The sequence below is a fragment of the Idiomarina sp. T82-3 genome, from assembly GCF_001577655.1.
Lineage (GTDB): Bacteria > Pseudomonadota > Gammaproteobacteria > Enterobacterales > Alteromonadaceae > Idiomarina > Idiomarina baltica.
Genome location: NZ_LSBQ01000001.1, coordinates 112,435 through 127,811, shown reverse-complemented (window position 1 = coordinate 127,811; position 15,377 = coordinate 112,435). Strand labels below are relative to the sequence as shown.

General features: G+C 47.8%; 16 protein-coding genes. 10 read left to right on the top strand and 6 right to left on the bottom strand.

Annotated features, from left to right (window positions below):
- Positions 1 to 38: 38 nt before the first annotated feature.
- Entirely contained in the window at positions 39 to 1,796 is a 1,758-nt protein-coding gene (locus AWU56_RS00575) for a DUF885 domain-containing protein (protein ID WP_286681478.1), read from the bottom strand.
- A 107-nt stretch (positions 1,797 to 1,903) separates the two neighbouring features.
- On the opposite strand from AWU56_RS00575, the gene AWU56_RS00570 reads away from it, so the two are divergent.
- Positions 1,904 to 2,839, top strand: a complete 936-nt coding sequence (locus tag AWU56_RS00570; RefSeq protein ID WP_286681477.1) for a Dyp-type peroxidase — start codon at positions 1,904 to 1,906, stop codon at positions 2,837 to 2,839.
- A 16-nt stretch (positions 2,840 to 2,855) separates the two neighbouring features.
- On the opposite strand, the gene argR is transcribed toward AWU56_RS00570, so the two are convergent.
- On the bottom strand, positions 2,856 to 3,335 hold the full coding sequence (gene argR / locus AWU56_RS00565) for a transcriptional regulator ArgR (RefSeq protein ID WP_272978592.1): 480 nt from the start codon (positions 3,333 to 3,335) through the stop codon (positions 2,856 to 2,858).
- A gap of 122 nt (positions 3,336 to 3,457) precedes the next feature.
- Here argR and mdh point away from each other — a divergent pair, with 122 nt between their 5' ends.
- A complete protein-coding gene (mdh, locus tag AWU56_RS00560) occupies positions 3,458 to 4,390 on the top strand; it encodes a malate dehydrogenase (protein ID WP_006956704.1) in 933 nt (310 codons plus the stop codon).
- A 71-nt stretch (positions 4,391 to 4,461) separates the two neighbouring features.
- Here the strand turns inward: mdh and ispB are convergent, their stop codons facing one another.
- Positions 4,462 to 5,433, bottom strand: coding sequence for an octaprenyl diphosphate synthase (gene ispB, locus AWU56_RS00555; protein ID WP_286681546.1), 972 nt, complete (start codon positions 5,431 to 5,433; stop codon positions 4,462 to 4,464).
- A gap of 215 nt (positions 5,434 to 5,648) precedes the next feature.
- Between ispB and rplU the strand changes: the two genes are divergently transcribed.
- From rplU to AWU56_RS00515, 8 genes are all read left to right on the top strand, one after another.
- A complete protein-coding gene (gene rplU, locus AWU56_RS00550) occupies positions 5,649 to 5,960 on the top strand; it encodes a 50S ribosomal protein L21 (RefSeq protein WP_006956702.1) in 312 nt (103 codons plus the stop codon).
- Positions 5,961 to 5,978: 18 nt separating this feature from the next.
- Positions 5,979 to 6,236, top strand: a complete 258-nt coding sequence (rpmA, locus tag AWU56_RS00545) for a 50S ribosomal protein L27 (RefSeq protein ID WP_006956701.1) — start codon at positions 5,979 to 5,981, stop codon at positions 6,234 to 6,236.
- A 104-nt stretch (positions 6,237 to 6,340) separates the two neighbouring features.
- Positions 6,341 to 7,507: an Obg family GTPase CgtA gene (gene cgtA / locus AWU56_RS00540; RefSeq protein ID WP_286681476.1), complete on the top strand. Its 1,167-nt coding sequence runs from the start codon at positions 6,341 to 6,343 to the stop codon at positions 7,505 to 7,507.
- Positions 7,508 to 7,529: 22 nt separating this feature from the next.
- Positions 7,530 to 8,030 carry a type 3 dihydrofolate reductase gene (gene folA / locus AWU56_RS00535; protein ID WP_006956699.1) on the top strand — a complete coding sequence of 167 codons (501 nt, stop codon included), beginning with the start codon at positions 7,530 to 7,532 and terminating at the stop codon, positions 8,028 to 8,030.
- A 114-nt stretch (positions 8,031 to 8,144) separates the two neighbouring features.
- Positions 8,145 to 8,522, top strand: coding sequence for a DUF3718 domain-containing protein (locus AWU56_RS00530; RefSeq protein WP_286681475.1), 378 nt, complete (start codon positions 8,145 to 8,147; stop codon positions 8,520 to 8,522).
- A 144-nt stretch (positions 8,523 to 8,666) separates the two neighbouring features.
- On the top strand, positions 8,667 to 10,166 hold the full coding sequence (locus AWU56_RS00525) for an alpha/beta hydrolase (RefSeq protein WP_286681474.1): 1,500 nt from the start codon (positions 8,667 to 8,669) through the stop codon (positions 10,164 to 10,166).
- Position 10,167: 1 nt separating this feature from the next.
- The gene (locus tag AWU56_RS00520; protein ID WP_006956890.1) at positions 10,168 to 10,902 is read left to right on the top strand and encodes an ABC transporter ATP-binding protein; all 735 of its coding nucleotides are present in this window, start codon (positions 10,168 to 10,170) and stop codon (positions 10,900 to 10,902) included.
- Positions 10,902 to 12,047, top strand: a complete 1,146-nt coding sequence (locus AWU56_RS00515; RefSeq protein WP_286681473.1) for an ABC transporter permease — start codon at positions 10,902 to 10,904, stop codon at positions 12,045 to 12,047. The genes AWU56_RS00520 and AWU56_RS00515 overlap by 1 nt, the downstream gene beginning before the upstream one ends.
- A 13-nt stretch (positions 12,048 to 12,060) precedes the next feature.
- On the opposite strand, the gene AWU56_RS00510 is transcribed toward AWU56_RS00515, so the two are convergent.
- Genes AWU56_RS00510 through ahcY form a run of 3 tightly spaced genes read right to left on the bottom strand, consistent with a single transcriptional unit; the run spans position 12,061 to position 15,356 of the window.
- On the bottom strand, positions 12,061 to 13,383 hold the full coding sequence (locus AWU56_RS00510) for an NAD(P)/FAD-dependent oxidoreductase (protein WP_286681472.1): 1,323 nt from the start codon (positions 13,381 to 13,383) through the stop codon (positions 12,061 to 12,063).
- Positions 13,384 to 13,386: 3 nt separating this feature from the next.
- Positions 13,387 to 13,968, bottom strand: coding sequence for a GNAT family N-acetyltransferase (locus tag AWU56_RS00505; RefSeq protein WP_286681471.1), 582 nt, complete (start codon positions 13,966 to 13,968; stop codon positions 13,387 to 13,389).
- Between the two features lie 2 nt (positions 13,969 to 13,970).
- Entirely contained in the window at positions 13,971 to 15,356 is a 1,386-nt protein-coding gene (ahcY, locus tag AWU56_RS00500) for an adenosylhomocysteinase (protein ID WP_006956886.1), read from the bottom strand.
- Positions 15,357 to 15,377: the final 21 nt, after the last annotated feature.

Sequence of the window (15,377 nt, the reverse complement as noted above, 5' to 3'; positions counted from 1 at the left end):
ATTTGGCAAGCCTTTTATTTATCTATCAGTCGTCTTGGTTAGGCCGACTTTTGGTCATCAATCCATTGATTAATATGCTGCTCTAACACATCCAGTGGCACACTGCCGTTCTCGAGTATCGCATCGTGGAACTCGCGTAGATCAAAATCACTACCAAGCTCGTCTTCTGCTCGCTTGCGCAGTGCTTTGATTTTCAACTCACCCAGCTTATAGGACAGTGCCTGAGCGGGCCAAGTGATATACCGATCAATTTCAGTTTTCACGTTATGCAACGATAGGGCGGTGTTGCTCGCCATAAAGTCAATTGCGCGTTCACGGCTCCAGCCCATGGCATGCATACCGGTGTCTACCACTAAACGTGCCGCACGCCACATCTCATAGCTTAGGCGACCAAAGTTGCTGTATGGATCTTGATAAAAACCGGCTTCTAAACCCAAATATTCAGAGTACAAGCCCCAGCCTTCACCAAAAGCAGAAATATAAGTTTGCTGGCGATACTCTGGCACATTTTCCATCTCTCCGGCGATTGCATTCTGCAAATGGTGACCTGGTACGGCCTCGTGCAAGGTCAATGCGGGGATTTGATACAGTGGACGACGATCCAATGCATAAGTATTTACCCAATAATAGCCCGCTTGGTCAGCACGGTTTGAGCCTTTATAACGACCGGTTGTGTACTTGGGAGCAATCTCGTCTGGTACAGGCGCAATACCATAGGGCTTACGTGGCAACGTTTTGAATAAGCCCGGTAGTTTACCATCCATCTTTTTAGCGACCAGCGCAGCGGTTGCGAGCAACTCTTCCGGCGTGTCTGCATAAAACTGATCATCGGTACGCAAGAATTCAACGAATTCATCAAAATCACCGTCAAAGCCTGATTCCGCAATTACTTCATCCATTTCTGCACGAATACGCTTAACTTCGCTCAACCCAATTTCGTGGATTTCTTCGGCGGTCATGTCGGTTGTCGTGTAATGCTCGATACGGTTCTTATAAAACGCTTTTCCATTAGGTAAGTCATAAGCGCCGATTGAATCACGTGAGTTCGGCAAGTACTCGGTGACCATAAAAGTAAAGTAGTCATCGTAAGCTGGCATAATCTGGTTATCGATGACGTTTCGCGCTTGTTGTTGCAGTTCAGCCCAAGTGGCATCATCAACAAAGCGAGGTTGTTGTTTGAACGGGTCAAAATAAACACTTTGCTCAGGATCTTGCACAATATAGGCAAGGATACTTTCTTCAAATCCTTCCATCGCTGCTTTCGGTTGCGTGTAGCCTTCCTCAATTGCCTTACGCAGCCAGTTAGTTTGTTGTGTCATGTACCGCTGAATAGTTGCTAGCTTACTAAGGTAGTCGCGATAATCCTGAGTCGACTCAAACCGCGTATTACCTGGCATGAACGCCAATGACGAATGAAATGAGCCCTCTGCAGTGAGTGGCATATAATGAGCTTTAAAGCGATACTCGTCGACGCTATTTTTAAGTGAATATGAGATCATTGCATGGTTAATGCGATCTTGAGAACTGAGCTGGCTGACATCAATCGCATCAAGTTGTGCTAACCACTTTGCGTGCTTCTGATAACGCGCATTAAGTGCCGCTGGGGACATGTCCGGTAATGCCGTTTTGTGGCTTGCTGATAAGTCTTCCCAAACAGTATTGGCCAGTGTATGAAACGACTCGGTCAATGAAGTTTGCTGACTGACTTGATGAGTTTCAGCGTTCGGCGGTGTATGCGATTGGCTTGCACACGATACCAGTGAGACAATACTGGCGGCTAAAATCAATTGGCGCATGATTTTTCCTTGCGATTCTGTGTGATTTACAGGCATTCTATAATGCCTGCAGTTCCGATGAATGTAAAAATAACTAAAACAACGTTTAACTGGAACGGAGATACACTTTGTTTAAAGCGCAATCCGGAATTTGTGACGAGCCTAATCTACATGGACTCACTTTGTTTTGCCATGTCATGACGGATGATGTTGATGTCATGCGTCGCAAAATTGCTCGTATTCCATCGATTATAGATGAACTCAGCGATCGCTTCTCGGAAGCGATGTTGAATGGGTTTATCGCGATTGGCAGTGAGTATTGGGATATTCTTTATCCTGAGCATCGTCCCGAGGGCTTTGGTAGCTTCCCCGAGCTGCGAGAGGGCCATAGAGATGCGCCCGAGCAGGTGTTCGATTTGCTGATTAACCTCCGATCAGATCGCTATGATGCCAATTACTTAGCCGCTCGCACACTTAATGAGTGGTTGGGTTATGATATCGAAATCGCGGAGCATGTTCATAGCTTCCGTTATCTCGATGGCCGTGATCTGATGGGATTCGTTGATGCGCCTGATAATCCACGTGGTTTACGCCGCCGAAATGTAGCGCTAATCGACAAACAACAAAGTGACTTGTTTGAGCACAGTAGTTATCTGTTCGTGCAAAAGTTTAAACATGATTTAAAGCGTTGGGACTATCTCGGTATTGAGCGTCAGGAGCAGGTATTAGGACGTGATAAAGTCACCTCGGAAAAGTTACCCGAGGCCGACATTATCGGTGTCACTCATGCCAGTAAAACGCGCTTGCTTGATAAAAATGAGCAACCTATTCCTTTATTACGGCAAAATATGGCGTGGGGTGATACGCGAGAGCAGGGTATGTTAGCGATGTATTTTACATGCCAGCCAAAGGCCGTAGTGAACTGGCTCAAGCAGCGCTATCAAGAAGATGACTCGAACCAATACGACCCTTTGCTCGATTACACGCAAGCCACAGTCAATTCGGCATTCTTCGTGCCGAGCCGGGCGTTTCTTGCATTGAGTCTAGAACGCTCGGCTTGCTGAGCCCGCGAATCGCTATTTAACTTTCGTTGTCCGGTACGACCGAGTGTGCCTCAAATAACGACTTTACTTTTTCTAAGGTAAAATCGATCTCAGAGACCTTTAACGGCGCGATAAAAATGGTGTCGTCGCCCGCGATGGTTCCAAGTACGCCTTCCTTTTTACCGACAGAATCAAGTAAGCGAGCAATGAGTTGTGCGGCACCCGGGCTAGTACGAATAATGACCATGACATCATTGTGCTGAATATCCAAAACAAGTTGGTTTAATGGTGCTTTAGCCGAGGGCACTGATATTTCGGCGGGTAAACAGTACACCATCTCTTGTTTAGCATTCCGTGTTCGCACTGCACCATGCTTACTAAGCATACGCGAAACCTTGGATTGACTGACATTGCTAAAGCCTTGTTGCTTGAGTGCCTCAACGATTTCACCTTGTGAACCGTAGCGTTCTTCTTTCAATAATGCTTTAAATGCTGCCAGTAGTTTTGCTTGTGTCATGCCCTTCGCCTAGATCAGTTTATTTGTATTTTAAGCCCTATTGGAGTACAGTTTTGCGCCATATCCGCATAACTATTCTATGCTTATGCAGTCACTAATCCAACATAAAAACGGAGTCTGAGATGAAAGTAGCCGTATTAGGTGCGGCCGGTGGTATCGGCCAGGCGTTATCTTTGTTGTTAAAAACTCAACTACCTGCGGGTTCTGAACTGTCTTTATATGACGTTGCCCCAGTTGTTCCTGGTGTAGCGGTTGATCTGAGCCACATCCCAACTGACGTAAAAGTTACCGGTTACGGTAAAGATGATTTAGCGTCGGCGCTTGTTGGTAGCGATATCGTTTTGATTCCAGCAGGTGTTCCGCGTAAGCCAGGCATGGACCGCTCTGACCTGTTCAACATGAACGCCGGCATCGTTAAAAACCTTGTCGAAGGCGTCGCAGATAACTGTCCAGACGCGTGCGTCGGTATCATTACTAACCCAGTGAATACAACGGTTCCTATTGCGGCTGAAGTATTGAAGCAAAAGGGCGTTTATAATAAACAAAAACTTTTCGGCGTAACGACACTTGACGTTATCCGTTCTGAAGCTTTTGTTGCTGAACTGCGTGGTTTGAATCCTGCTAATGTCACTGTGCCAGTAATTGGCGGCCACAGCGGCACGACGATTCTGCCACTGTTGTCACAAGTCGAAGGCGTTGAGTTCACTGAGCAGGAAATCAAAGATTTGACTCACCGTATCCAGAATGCGGGTACCGAAGTTGTTGAAGCGAAAGCAGGCGGCGGTTCTGCAACACTATCAATGGGTCAAGCCGCAGCTCGTTTCTGCTTGTCATTAGTTAACGGATTGCAAGGTCAGGACACTATCGAGTGCACTTACGTTGAAGGTCCTGGTGATAACGCTAAATTCTTCGCACAGCCAGTTCGCTTAGGCAAGAATGGTGCAGAAGAAATCCTATCTTACGGTGAGTTAAGCGCATTCGAACAAAAGTGCATGGATGACATGCTCGACGGTTTGAAAGGCGATATCCAAAAAGGTATCGACTTCGCATCTTAATCGCGAAGCGAACAAAAAAACCGCATGCTTGCATGCGGTTTTTTTATGTTTGATTTATGTGATGAGCCTAATTATGCGACGCGATCAACCGCTAAATGAGTCAGCGCGATCAACGCTTGCTTATAATCTGACTCAGGTAAAACGGCTAAACTCTCCCGCGCCTGCTGCGCCGCCTCAAGCGCTTTTTGACGAGTGTACTCGAGCGCACCCGTGGCGTGCATAGCCGCAAGCACGGTTTCTAAGTGTTCGCGCCCATCACCTTGTTCTATGGCTTCTCGAATCAACTTGCGAGCAGCTTCATCACCATGCCACATCGCGTATAACAGCGGCAGTGTCGGTTTACCCTCAGCGAGATCATCGCCCGCGTTTTTGCCCATGGTTTGACTATCGGATGTATAATCCATCAGATCGTCGACCAATTGGAACGCGGTGCCCAAATAGCGACCATAGTCAGCCAATTGTTCGGTCACTGTGCTGTCTTGTTCGGTAAGCACGCCAGCCAGTTGTGTCGCAGCCTCAAACAACTTCGCCGTTTTGCCATAAATGACATCAAAGTAGCGTGCTTCGGTGGTGTCCGGATCATTACAGTTCATCAACTGCAAAACCTCACCCTCTGCGATCACGTTCGTGGCATCCGCTAAAATACTCAAAATCGTCATTGAGTCGAGCTGAACCATCATTTGGAACGCGCGGGTATATAGAAAGTCACCAACGAGTACCGAGGCTTCATTACCAAATACCGCGTTAGCGGTCTTGCGACCACGGCGCAGTTCCGATTCATCAACGACATCGTCATGCAGCAACGTTGCGGTGTGAATAAATTCGATAATAGTCGCCAGCGATAGGTGGGCACGGCCTTCATAACCGAGTGCACGACATGAGAGAACAGCAAGCAGAGGGCGTAGTCGCTTACCGCCACTATTCACAATATACATGCCCAGTTGATTGATCAGCGCTACATCGGAGCTTAACTGTTCGCCAATGAGCGCGTTAACGCCTTGCATGTCTTTTTGTGCGAGATCGTTAATGGACTTCAGATCCATCATAATATGAGATGCTTTACGTAAATTTAACGGAGATGGGATGTTACAATATATGAGCGTGCGTTGCTAGCCATTGGCAACGACGTTGAATAACTCGAAAAAGTGCGCAAATGAATCATAAAAGAACACCAGAAACTACTTGCGATCCTTTTGTTTATTCAGTAGAATTCGCGACCTATTTTAAATTCGAGTGCCTAATGGCAGTGGAGATTACTATGTACGCAGTATTCCAAAGTGGCGGTAAGCAGCACCGTGTGACTGAAGGCCAAATCGTCCGCCTGGAAAAACTGGAAGCAGCTACCGGAGACGTAGTTGAGTTCGACCAGGTTCTTATGGTTTCTGACGGCAACGATGTAAAAATCGGTGCGCCGTTAGTATCAGGTGGCAAAGTGACAGCTGAGATCGTTGATCACGGTCGTGGCGACAAAGTGAAGATCGTTAAATTCCGTCGTCGTAAGCATTCACGTAAGCAACAAGGTCACCGTCAGTGGTTCACAGAAGTGAAAATCACTGGTATCAACAGCTAATTTAAGGAGTAACGACACATGGCACACAAAAAGGCTGGTGGTTCTACTAAAAACGGTCGTGACTCAGAGAGTAAACGTCTGGGTGTTAAGCGTTTCGGTGGTGAGTCTGTATTGGCAGGCAACATCCTAGTTCGTCAACGTGGTACTAAATTCCACGCTGGTAGCAACGTAGGCATGGGTAAAGATCACACCTTATTCGCGACCGCGGAAGGTAAAGTTTCTTTCGAAACTAAAGGCAGCAAAAACCGTAAATTTATCAGTGTAATCACTGACTAATTTCAGCTGTCTCAAAAGATTTGAAAAGCCCTGCCTTTACGGCAGGGCTTTTTCATATGTGCTAACCTTAGTATCCTCAAGAATTGTTCTAAAAGAAGTCGCTCATGAAATTCGTAGATGAAGTAGAAATCCGTGTGGAAGCCGGTGATGGTGGTAATGGCTGTATCAGCTTTCGCCGTGAAAAATACATTCCCAAAGGTGGCCCCGATGGTGGCGACGGCGGAGATGGCGGCGATGTCTATTTAGAAGCCGACGAAAACCTCAACACCCTTATTGATTATCGTTTTGAGCGCTTTCACCGTGCTGAGCGGGGTCAAAACGGAATGAGTAAAAATTGTACGGGTAAGCGGGGTGAAGATATTACCTTAAAAGTGCCCCCTGGTACGCGTGCGAAAGATATTGATACGGGTGAGGTGATCGGGGATTTAACACGCCACGGTCAGCGCATCATCGTGGCGAAAGGTGGCTTTCATGGGCTAGGTAACACGCGTTTTAAAAGCAGTGTTAACCGTGCCCCGCGACAAAAAACCAATGGTACGCCGGGTGAAGTACGACAACTTCAGCTCGAATTGATGCTGTTGGCTGACGTCGGGTTATTGGGCATGCCCAATGCAGGTAAATCGACCTTTATTCGTTCGGTATCTGCCGCAAAACCTAAAGTTGCGGATTACCCGTTTACCACTCTGGTACCCAATTTAGGTGTTGTGCGACCTGCGGCTCACCACAGCTTTGTGATCGCTGATATTCCGGGTTTGATTGAGGGTGCCGCTGAAGGTGCTGGTTTAGGTATACAGTTCTTGAAGCATTTAGAACGCTGCCGTCTGCTATTGCATCTTGTCGACTTAGCACCATTTGATGAGAGCGATCCCGTTGAACAAGCGCGCGTTATCATTGAAGAGCTGGAGAAATACAGTCCTAAGTTGGCGGAAAAGCCGCGCTGGTTAGTGATCAATAAAGTTGATCTCGTACTCGAGGAAGAACGCCAAGAATTAGTTGATGACCTGGTTGAGCGATTAGGCTGGGAAGGTCCAGTTTATCAAATCGCCGCATTGGAAGGCCGCAATACGCAGCAGTTGTGTCATGATGTCGTCGAGTATATTGATACTTTGCCTTCACCTCATGAAGAAGCGCAAAAAGCGCAAGAGGAAGAAGCCGTCGACTTTAAATGGGATACGTACCATGATGAAGTCTTGGAAGAGTATCAAGATGAAGACGATTTTGATGACGACGATGATGATGACGACGGTGTCGAAGTCATCTACCAAAAGTAATGTCTAAAAAGGGCGACATTCAATGAAAGTTTCTATGATAGCCGCGATGGCGAATAATCGAGTCATAGGAAAGGACAATGCGATGCCATGGCATATTCCTAATGAGCTACAATATTTCAAAAAAGTTACATTAGGTAAGCCGATTGTTATGGGTCGGCGAACGTTTGAATCATTGGGTCGTCCCTTGCCAGGACGTAAGAATATTGTATTAACTTCGCAACCCGATCGACACCAAGACCCCGATAATGGCGTAATTTGGGTGGCAAATGTCGACCAAGCATTTGCCGCCGCTGGGGATGCTGAAGAGTTGATGATTATTGGTGGAGGAAAAATATATGAACTTTTTTTCCCGTATTGCGACCGTCTATATGTTACCGAAATCGAATTAGATGTTGAAGGCGATACATACTTCCCTGATTATCAAAAAGCGCATAGCTGGCAAGAACTTAAGCGGCAATTTGTTGCCGCGTCGGATGATCAAGTACCTGCCTATACTATAAAAGTACTCGACAAAGAAAGTTAATAAAGTGTTGTTTTTTCAAAGCGTTACTCCGACTTGCTTCGTTGATTGGGTCAGCGTTTCATAGTATTATTCGCGGCGAAAAAGTGAACAGTTGTAAGTGATGGGGGTCACACAATGAAATCATTCATCTTAAGTTCGTTAATTGCCGCGACGGCAATTGCGGGCGTATCTTTCAGCGAGCCGGCTAAAGCACAAAATGAACTAGCACTTAGTCTTTGTACGTATGTACAAGGCGATGACACGATGCGTTTGCGGAAGAAGTTACGCGATTCACGTGTACGTATGCGTGACGTATACTCGGGCATTCAGTGCAACGGTCAGTCGTTATTGCAATTTGCAATGACAAACGGCTCAAACGATATCGGCACCTTTATGGTTGGTCGACTTTCAGTTGATGACTTGGCAAGTTCAGGCGATTACGAATGGGCTCAGCAAAATGGTCATGGCAGTTCACCTATTGCGGCGGCGATTAAAGAGCGTGCTGGCTTATAATTATTGAAGCTGTAAAAGATTGCAAAAAGCCTCCACTCTGGAGGCTTTTTTTGTGAACGTTAACAATTTGTTTCGATTCTTCTGTTGCCAAATAGGTGTGATACGAACAGAATATTTGTTCACCGTTATTTCTAGGACTTTTTCATGAACTTAGGTAATGATCGCAGCCCGCATGGAGGGTTAAGTTCGCGCCTGATAAAAACACTTTGTTGCTTGCTGATTGGATTTTGTGCGAGCGTGTCGAACGCGCAGGAGCAGGTCAATTCAACTGACGCGACTCATTGTTTTGTTAAAGGCTTTTCAGAGCGGATGGAGTGTGGTTACATCCAGGTTCCTGAAAATTACGAACAGCCCGATGGCCAACAAATCGATATTCACTACGCGATTATTCCCTCTATCCAAGAGAACGCACAACCGGATCCGTTACTGATTTTAGCCGGAGGGCCCGGTCAAGCAGCGACGGAACTCGCCCCGATGATTGCACGCATTTTCGCCGATGTTAGAAAGCAACGTGACATCGTGTTGATCGACCAGCGCGGCACCGGTAAAAGTAATCCACTGTCATGTGAGGTAAATCGGCCGGATGAGCTGGTGAGATCCGACGATGAGCAAGACCTGTCAGAGCTCGCTGCAGAGTGCTTAGCACAGTATCCTAATGTCGATGTATCGCAATACAATACGCGAAATACTATTCGTGATTTTGAACAAGTTAGACAGGCGCTCGGCATTGGGCAGTGGAATCTATACGGCGGTTCTTACGGAAGCCGTGTTGGGCTGAAATATCTGCAACACGCTTCAAACTCAGTTCGTACTGCGACATTGGATGCCGTCGCGCCCCCCCAAGTGGTGATAGGTCCATTTGGCTTCAACGGCAGTTTGGCATTTGAAAAAATGCTGCAAGATTGCCATCAGCAAAAGCCTTGTATGCAACGGTTTCCTAATCTGAAGCAAGATTATGATCAGGTCATGCAGTCGCTTGATCAGCAGAGTGTTCTTGTAGACACTCAAGATCCGTTATCTGCAGAGCCTATGCAGATTCGCCTGACACCCGGTCGTTTTAGCTCTGTCGTACGGTTGGCGTTGTACAACCCTGCGACTAGACAACTCTTACCTTACGCGATCAGTGAAGCGCGTGCTGCCAACTATAAGCCGATTTTAGGACTTATGGGAGGCACCACCACCGCAGTTCAAAACTCGATATACTTAGGTCTGATGCTTTCAGTGGTATGCCGGGAAGACTTGCCGCGCGCGACTGAGAGCTTGTTAAAGCAGGACGCCAACAATGAGTTTATCGGAGGAAAAACAGGTCAAGCATTTGTCGACTTGTGTCAGGGTTGGCAAACGACGCCAGCGCCGAGCTCCTTTGCGCAGCCGGTTGAGAGCAAAAAGCCTGTGTTACTACTATCGGGTACTCAAGATCCTGTCACGCCGCCACGATGGGCTGATATTGCTGCGCGAACATTACCGAATAGTGTGCATGTAATAGCCCCGTACGCAGGCCATACAATTGCGGGACATACGTGTGCTAATAGGATCGTCGCGCAATTCGTCCGCGCGGGTAGCGTCGAGGCGTTAGATACTCAATGTGTAAAGCAAAGGAAGTTAGCACCTTTTGTGCTCAATGCTAACGGAGAGGGGCTTTAATATGATCGAAGTAAAGTCGATAAGTAAGTCCTTCAAAACAGTAAGCGCATTGAGTGAGCTGACATTCTCGGCTCGTGATGGTGAAATTACCGGTCTCTTAGGGCCGAATGGGGCGGGTAAGACAACTTGCCTTCGCATTATTTATGGATTACTTCGTGCCGACTCCGGGCAAGCGTTAATAGAAAGTGTGGATGCCAACAGATACCCGTTGCAGGCGCGAAGCAACTTGGGTATTTTCCCCGACAAATTTGGTCTTTATGAACGTTTAACAGTACGCGAACAAGTGCGCTACTTTGGCGAGTTACATGGACTACAAGCTGAACAACTTGAGCACAGTGTTGATAACGTTATCGAGCGCCTAGATATCGCCTCTCTGGCTGACAGGAAATCAGCTGGATTCTCGCAGGGGCAACGGATGAAAGTCGCCTTGGCGCAGGCGTTGGTTCACAATCCTAAACATCTGATTTTAGATGAACCAAGTCGCGGTCTTGATGTGATGAGCACGCGGATTTTACGTGATATTTTGCGAGAACAACGTGCGGCAGGCACCTGTATTTTATTTTCCAGTCACGTCATGCAAGAGGTGGCTGCATTGTGCGACCGAGTGGTAGTGATGGCAGCTGGCAAAGTTGCTGCCGAGGGAACGCCGGATGAATTGTGCCAGTTAACCGGTGAAGCCGCCCTTGAAGATGCGTTCGTCAAGATTATTGGCAGTGACGAGGGGATAGCAGCCTAATGAGCGCTTACAAAACGATATGGAAAAAAGAGTTCAAGGATGCGCTCCGCGATAAGCGTTCAGTACTTGCGGCAATGTCGTATGCCTTCTTTGGTCCGATGCTGATGGCGGTTGCATTTTTCTTTTTGATTAGCCAATTAACCGATCCGAGCGATGTCAAAATAAGCATAGACGGTAAGCAATATGCGCCTGAATTGATTGAGCATTTGCGTGAGAATGGAATCGTAGAACGTGACACCGATTGGCCGGCTGAGGTGACACCCATCGAACTCTCGATTCCAGAAAATTGGGCTGAAGCCATTGCCTCCGCCACTCCCATAGCGGTGACATTACGTGCAGACTGGTCCGCGCAAAAGCAGCAAAGTGATATAAAAAGGGTAGAGCAGGCGCTACAAGCCTACTCCGCTCAAATAGCTAATTATCGCCTGATTTTAAGAGGCATTGACCCACGCGTTATACAGCCGGTTCAGGTAGCGAAACAAGACATGGCGACGCGGGGCTCTAAAGCCGCGCTTATTATGGGCAGCGTGCTAGTGTTTATCTTACTTTCGGTATTTTGGTCTGGGATGAATGTCGCGATTGATATTAGTGCCGGCGAGCGCGAACGTAATTCGCTTGAGTTTTTATTGTCTCAGCCAGTGAGTTCGCAGGCGATCGTCATTGGTAAGGTGCTTGCTGCCTCCTGCTTCGCGTTATTTGGAGCCATGCTGTCGCTGATCCTTATTCCTGTTATATTTAGTTTTGTACCGCTCCATCAAATTGGCATGAGCGTTGATTTCAGTTTAGAGATGTTACTAATCATGTTTTTGGCATTAGTGCCATTGGCATTGTTAGCAACGAGTCTGCAACTATTCGTGTCTTTTCGAGCGAAGAACTTTAAAGAAGCGCAAACCTATATTAGTTTTCTGTTGATTATCCCGATGGCGGCGTCGTTCGGTGTTGAGTTCGCGCGTCTGAAAACGCCCGTATTGTACTATTTGCCGCTCACTGGGCAGCATCAAACTTTCTTGTCTTTAATCCGGGGTGAGACAGTGAATTGGTTAGGAGCAGGTGTAAGCGCGGTATTCACGTTAGTAGTGGCCGTGTTATTAACTTATTTAATCGGACGTATGCTAAAGAGCGAAAAAACCGTGTTTGGATTATAAGCATTGTGGGGTGTTAGCCCCACATATCCCGTAGCCGTCCGTAATGATAAAACGCCCACTGTCCAACGCGACGAAAGCCAGCAAACGGAAACGGTTTAAGGTTCGACTGATAATATGGTAGAGCAGGTAACGGCAAACCGCAGGCTTTTTCCGCTAGCCTTTTACCCGCTAAAGCGCTAAAACTAACGCCCGCGCCACAGTACCCCATGCTAGCAAAAACATTGTTGTCGAGTTGCATGATGCGCGGATAATCATCCAAAGACACACTGACCCAACCGCTCCAAAAGTCATCCCAATGCGTGATGTCTTTTAAGGCCGGGAAACTGGCATGAAGTGCGGCGAGTAGACGTTTAGCGTAGCGGGGACTCTCGGCATGGGCGCCTCGAATCGCACCACGACCACCGAATAATAGTCGACCGTCTGGCAGTAAGCGAAAGTAATACTTAAGTACGCGCGTGTCCATGTAAGCGTAGTCGTCTTTGAGCCCCGTCGCATCTAGCTGCGCGCGACTCAGGGGTGGTGTAACAATCACGCTAGAAACCACGGGCAAATTACGTTGTGCAAGGTCAGGGAACAGCTTTTGTGTGGTGTATGCATTCGTAGCAAAGAGTACATCACGCGCCACGATTTCGCCTCGTGCTGTGTGTACTCGCCACCCCTCGTCCGAACGGTGCATTGCGGTCGCCGCACAGTATTCTATTAGCTGTGCGCCTGCTTGATGAGCTTGGCGAGCGACGCTGGCTGCCAACTTTACTGGATTGATCGCAAAGCAATCATCAAACTTCAGACCCGCAAAGCCATGTTGTGTTTTGATGGTCTCGGCAATCTGTTGTTTATTGAGCCATGTCACCGGCTGTTGAATCGAACGCAGGAATTGGTACTGCGAGCTTAGGGCTTTAACCGCCCCTTTATTATGTGCCAGCTTGACGTAGCCACCTTCTCGCAGGTCACATTGATCGGGGCAGTGTTTTACATGCGCTCTGATCCGCTCAAGGGCAAGTTGATGTTCGTTCGCCATTGCGTAGCCGACATCCTCACCGAAGCTATCGTGCCAGTGCTTCAAGCCGAGCCGACCGGTACTTTTCATGACAAAGCCAGCATTGCGGCTTGAACACCCCCAAGCTAGTTGCTCAGCATCGATGACAGTGACTTCACGTCCCTGTGCACGCAGTTCAATCGCTGCATTTAATCCCGTATAGCCGCCACCAATGACGAGTGCATCAGTCGTTTTAGGTAGCTGATTTAAACTCGCTGGCCATTTGACTGAATGACCTGCCCAATAGCCAGCACGTGGCGCTGCGTTGGGGAGCTCGGTGTCATTAAGCGGATCGTACATGGACTAAAGTCGCTCAGATGAAAAATAGAGTATCATTTCACCGGCTTTACAGTAGCAAGTACCATCGCATACCGGGCAGTAATAGCCGTCTTCAATCGAAGCTTGATACCAACGTTTAGCATGCGTAGTTATTAGTTCACCGCCACACGCACTGAAGTAACCATAAGCGCTGTTGTTCGGACTTTGCATCCAGATATGCGCGAGCCCTGCTTCGCAACCGAGCTTTTTGGCGGCTTCAATGCTGGCTGAAAGCAGCTTTTTACCGACCCCCAAGCCACGTGCGTTCTCGGCAACCGCAGCACATTTAAAGTAGCAAATATACTCAGGCGCAACCTGCCATGCGGCAGGTGTACATGCCTCGTCGATAGGCCACTGTCCCGGCGCGACCGTAATCCGAACACCGAGTATTTCGCCTGCCTTTTCCGCTAAGAATGAAAGATTAATGTCACCCGCTGTGCCTGCGTTGAGTAGCGCCGCGAGAGATTCCTCATTCAGGTAGTTATCGCCGTGAACTTCGTTTGCCAAACTAATAACGGCCGCTGAATCAGCGGCCGTTATAGGGCGAATAATCAATTCGTCTTGCATTATTAGTACCGATACTCGTCAGTTTTGAAAGGACCCTCGACCTCAACATGGATGTAATCAGCTTGCTGTTGAGTCAAGCGCGTGATCACACCGCCAAAGCCTTGCACCATGTAACGCGCGACTTCTTCATCGAGCTGCTTCGGTAAGACTTCAACACGCAAGTATTCCTTTTGCTGTTCAATCGACATGTCAGCAAATTTCTGCTGGAACAAGTGCATTTGTGCAAGCACCTGGTTGGCAAAAGAACCGTCCATAATACGGCTAGGGTGGCCCGTTGCATTACCCAAGTTCACGAGGCGACCTTCAGCCAGCAACAATAAGTAGTCGTTGTCGTCATCAGAACGATAGATCTTATGAACCTGTGGCTTAATTTCTTCCCAGCGCCAGTTTTTACGCATGAATGCGGTATCGATTTCGTTATCGAAGTGGCCAATGTTACAGACTACGGCAGTTGATTTGATTGCTGCTAACATGTGGCGGTCACAAACGTTCACATTACCTGTCGTGGTGACCAATAAATCAATGTTACCCAACAGCGCTTTGTTGATCGTGCTACCGTCGTCACTGTTGACGCCATCGATATAGGGCGAGACCACTTCATAGCCGTCCATACATGCCTGCATTGCACAAATCGGGTCGATTTCTGTGACTTTAACGATCATGCCTTCTTGGCGTAAGCTCGCTGCAGAGCCTTTACCTACATCACCATAGCCGATGACCAACGCCTTTTTGCCTGACATTAAGTGGTCAGTCGAGCGCTTAATGGCATCATTCAGTGAATGGCGGCATCCGTATTTGTTGTCATTTTTCGACTTAGTTACCGAGTCGTTGACATTAATAGCCGGTACACGCAACGTGCCTTGCTTGAGCATATCGAGGAGACGGTGCACGCCGGTTGTCGTCTCTTCGGTAATACCGTGGATCTTCTCCAACATTTCTGGGAATTGCTCGTGGATCATCAGCGTTAAATCGCCGCCATCATCCAAAATCATATTCGCATCCCAAAGCTCGCCATCTTTCTTACAGGTTTGCTCTAGGCACCACTCGTATTCTTCTTCTGTTTCGCCTTTCCAAGCAAAGACTGGAACGCCGGCTGCAGCAATGGCAGCGGCTGCGTGGTCTTGGGTTGAGAAAATATTGCAAGAAGACCAACGCACGTCCGCACCGAGTTCAACTAAAGTTTCGATAAGCACAGCCGTCTGAATGGTCATGTGAATACAACCAATAATACGGGCGCCCTTAAGCGGCTTCTCGTCCGCATACTTGCGACGAATAGTCATCAAAGCGGGCATTTCAGATTCAGCAATGGCAATTTCCTTGCGGCCCCAATCAGCCAGGTTAATATCTGCCACTTTAAAATCGGTGAACTTAGGATCGTTTAAACTCATAATGCTACCGTTATCCTTTGC

Excerpts from the sequence above, each read along its gene's own strand:
- AWU56_RS00575 (WP_286681478.1), bottom strand. The coding sequence starts at position 1,796 with ATGCGCCAATTGATTTTAGCCGCCAGTATTGTCTCACTGGTATCGTGT.
- argR (WP_272978592.1), bottom strand. The coding sequence starts at position 3,335 with ATGACACAAGCAAAACTACTGGCAGCATTTAAAGCATTATTGAAAGAA.
- mdh (WP_006956704.1), top strand. The coding sequence starts at position 3,458 with ATGAAAGTAGCCGTATTAGGTGCGGCCGGTGGTATCGGCCAGGCGTTA.
- ispB (WP_286681546.1), bottom strand. The coding sequence starts at position 5,433 with ATGGATCTGAAGTCCATTAACGATCTCGCACAAAAAGACATGCAAGGC.
- rplU (WP_006956702.1), top strand. The coding sequence starts at position 5,649 with ATGTACGCAGTATTCCAAAGTGGCGGTAAGCAGCACCGTGTGACTGAA.
- rpmA (WP_006956701.1), top strand. The coding sequence starts at position 5,979 with ATGGCACACAAAAAGGCTGGTGGTTCTACTAAAAACGGTCGTGACTCA.
- cgtA (WP_286681476.1), top strand. The coding sequence starts at position 6,341 with ATGAAATTCGTAGATGAAGTAGAAATCCGTGTGGAAGCCGGTGATGGT.
- folA (WP_006956699.1), top strand. The coding sequence starts at position 7,530 with ATGAAAGTTTCTATGATAGCCGCGATGGCGAATAATCGAGTCATAGGA.
- AWU56_RS00530 (WP_286681475.1), top strand. The coding sequence starts at position 8,145 with ATGAAATCATTCATCTTAAGTTCGTTAATTGCCGCGACGGCAATTGCG.
- AWU56_RS00525 (WP_286681474.1), top strand. The coding sequence starts at position 8,667 with ATGAACTTAGGTAATGATCGCAGCCCGCATGGAGGGTTAAGTTCGCGC.
- AWU56_RS00520 (WP_006956890.1), top strand. The coding sequence starts at position 10,168 with ATGATCGAAGTAAAGTCGATAAGTAAGTCCTTCAAAACAGTAAGCGCA.
- AWU56_RS00515 (WP_286681473.1), top strand. The coding sequence starts at position 10,902 with ATGAGCGCTTACAAAACGATATGGAAAAAAGAGTTCAAGGATGCGCTC.
- AWU56_RS00510 (WP_286681472.1), bottom strand. The coding sequence starts at position 13,383 with ATGTACGATCCGCTTAATGACACCGAGCTCCCCAACGCAGCGCCACGT.
- AWU56_RS00505 (WP_286681471.1), bottom strand. The coding sequence starts at position 13,968 with ATGCAAGACGAATTGATTATTCGCCCTATAACGGCCGCTGATTCAGCG.
- ahcY (WP_006956886.1), bottom strand. The coding sequence starts at position 15,356 with ATGAGTTTAAACGATCCTAAGTTCACCGATTTTAAAGTGGCAGATATT.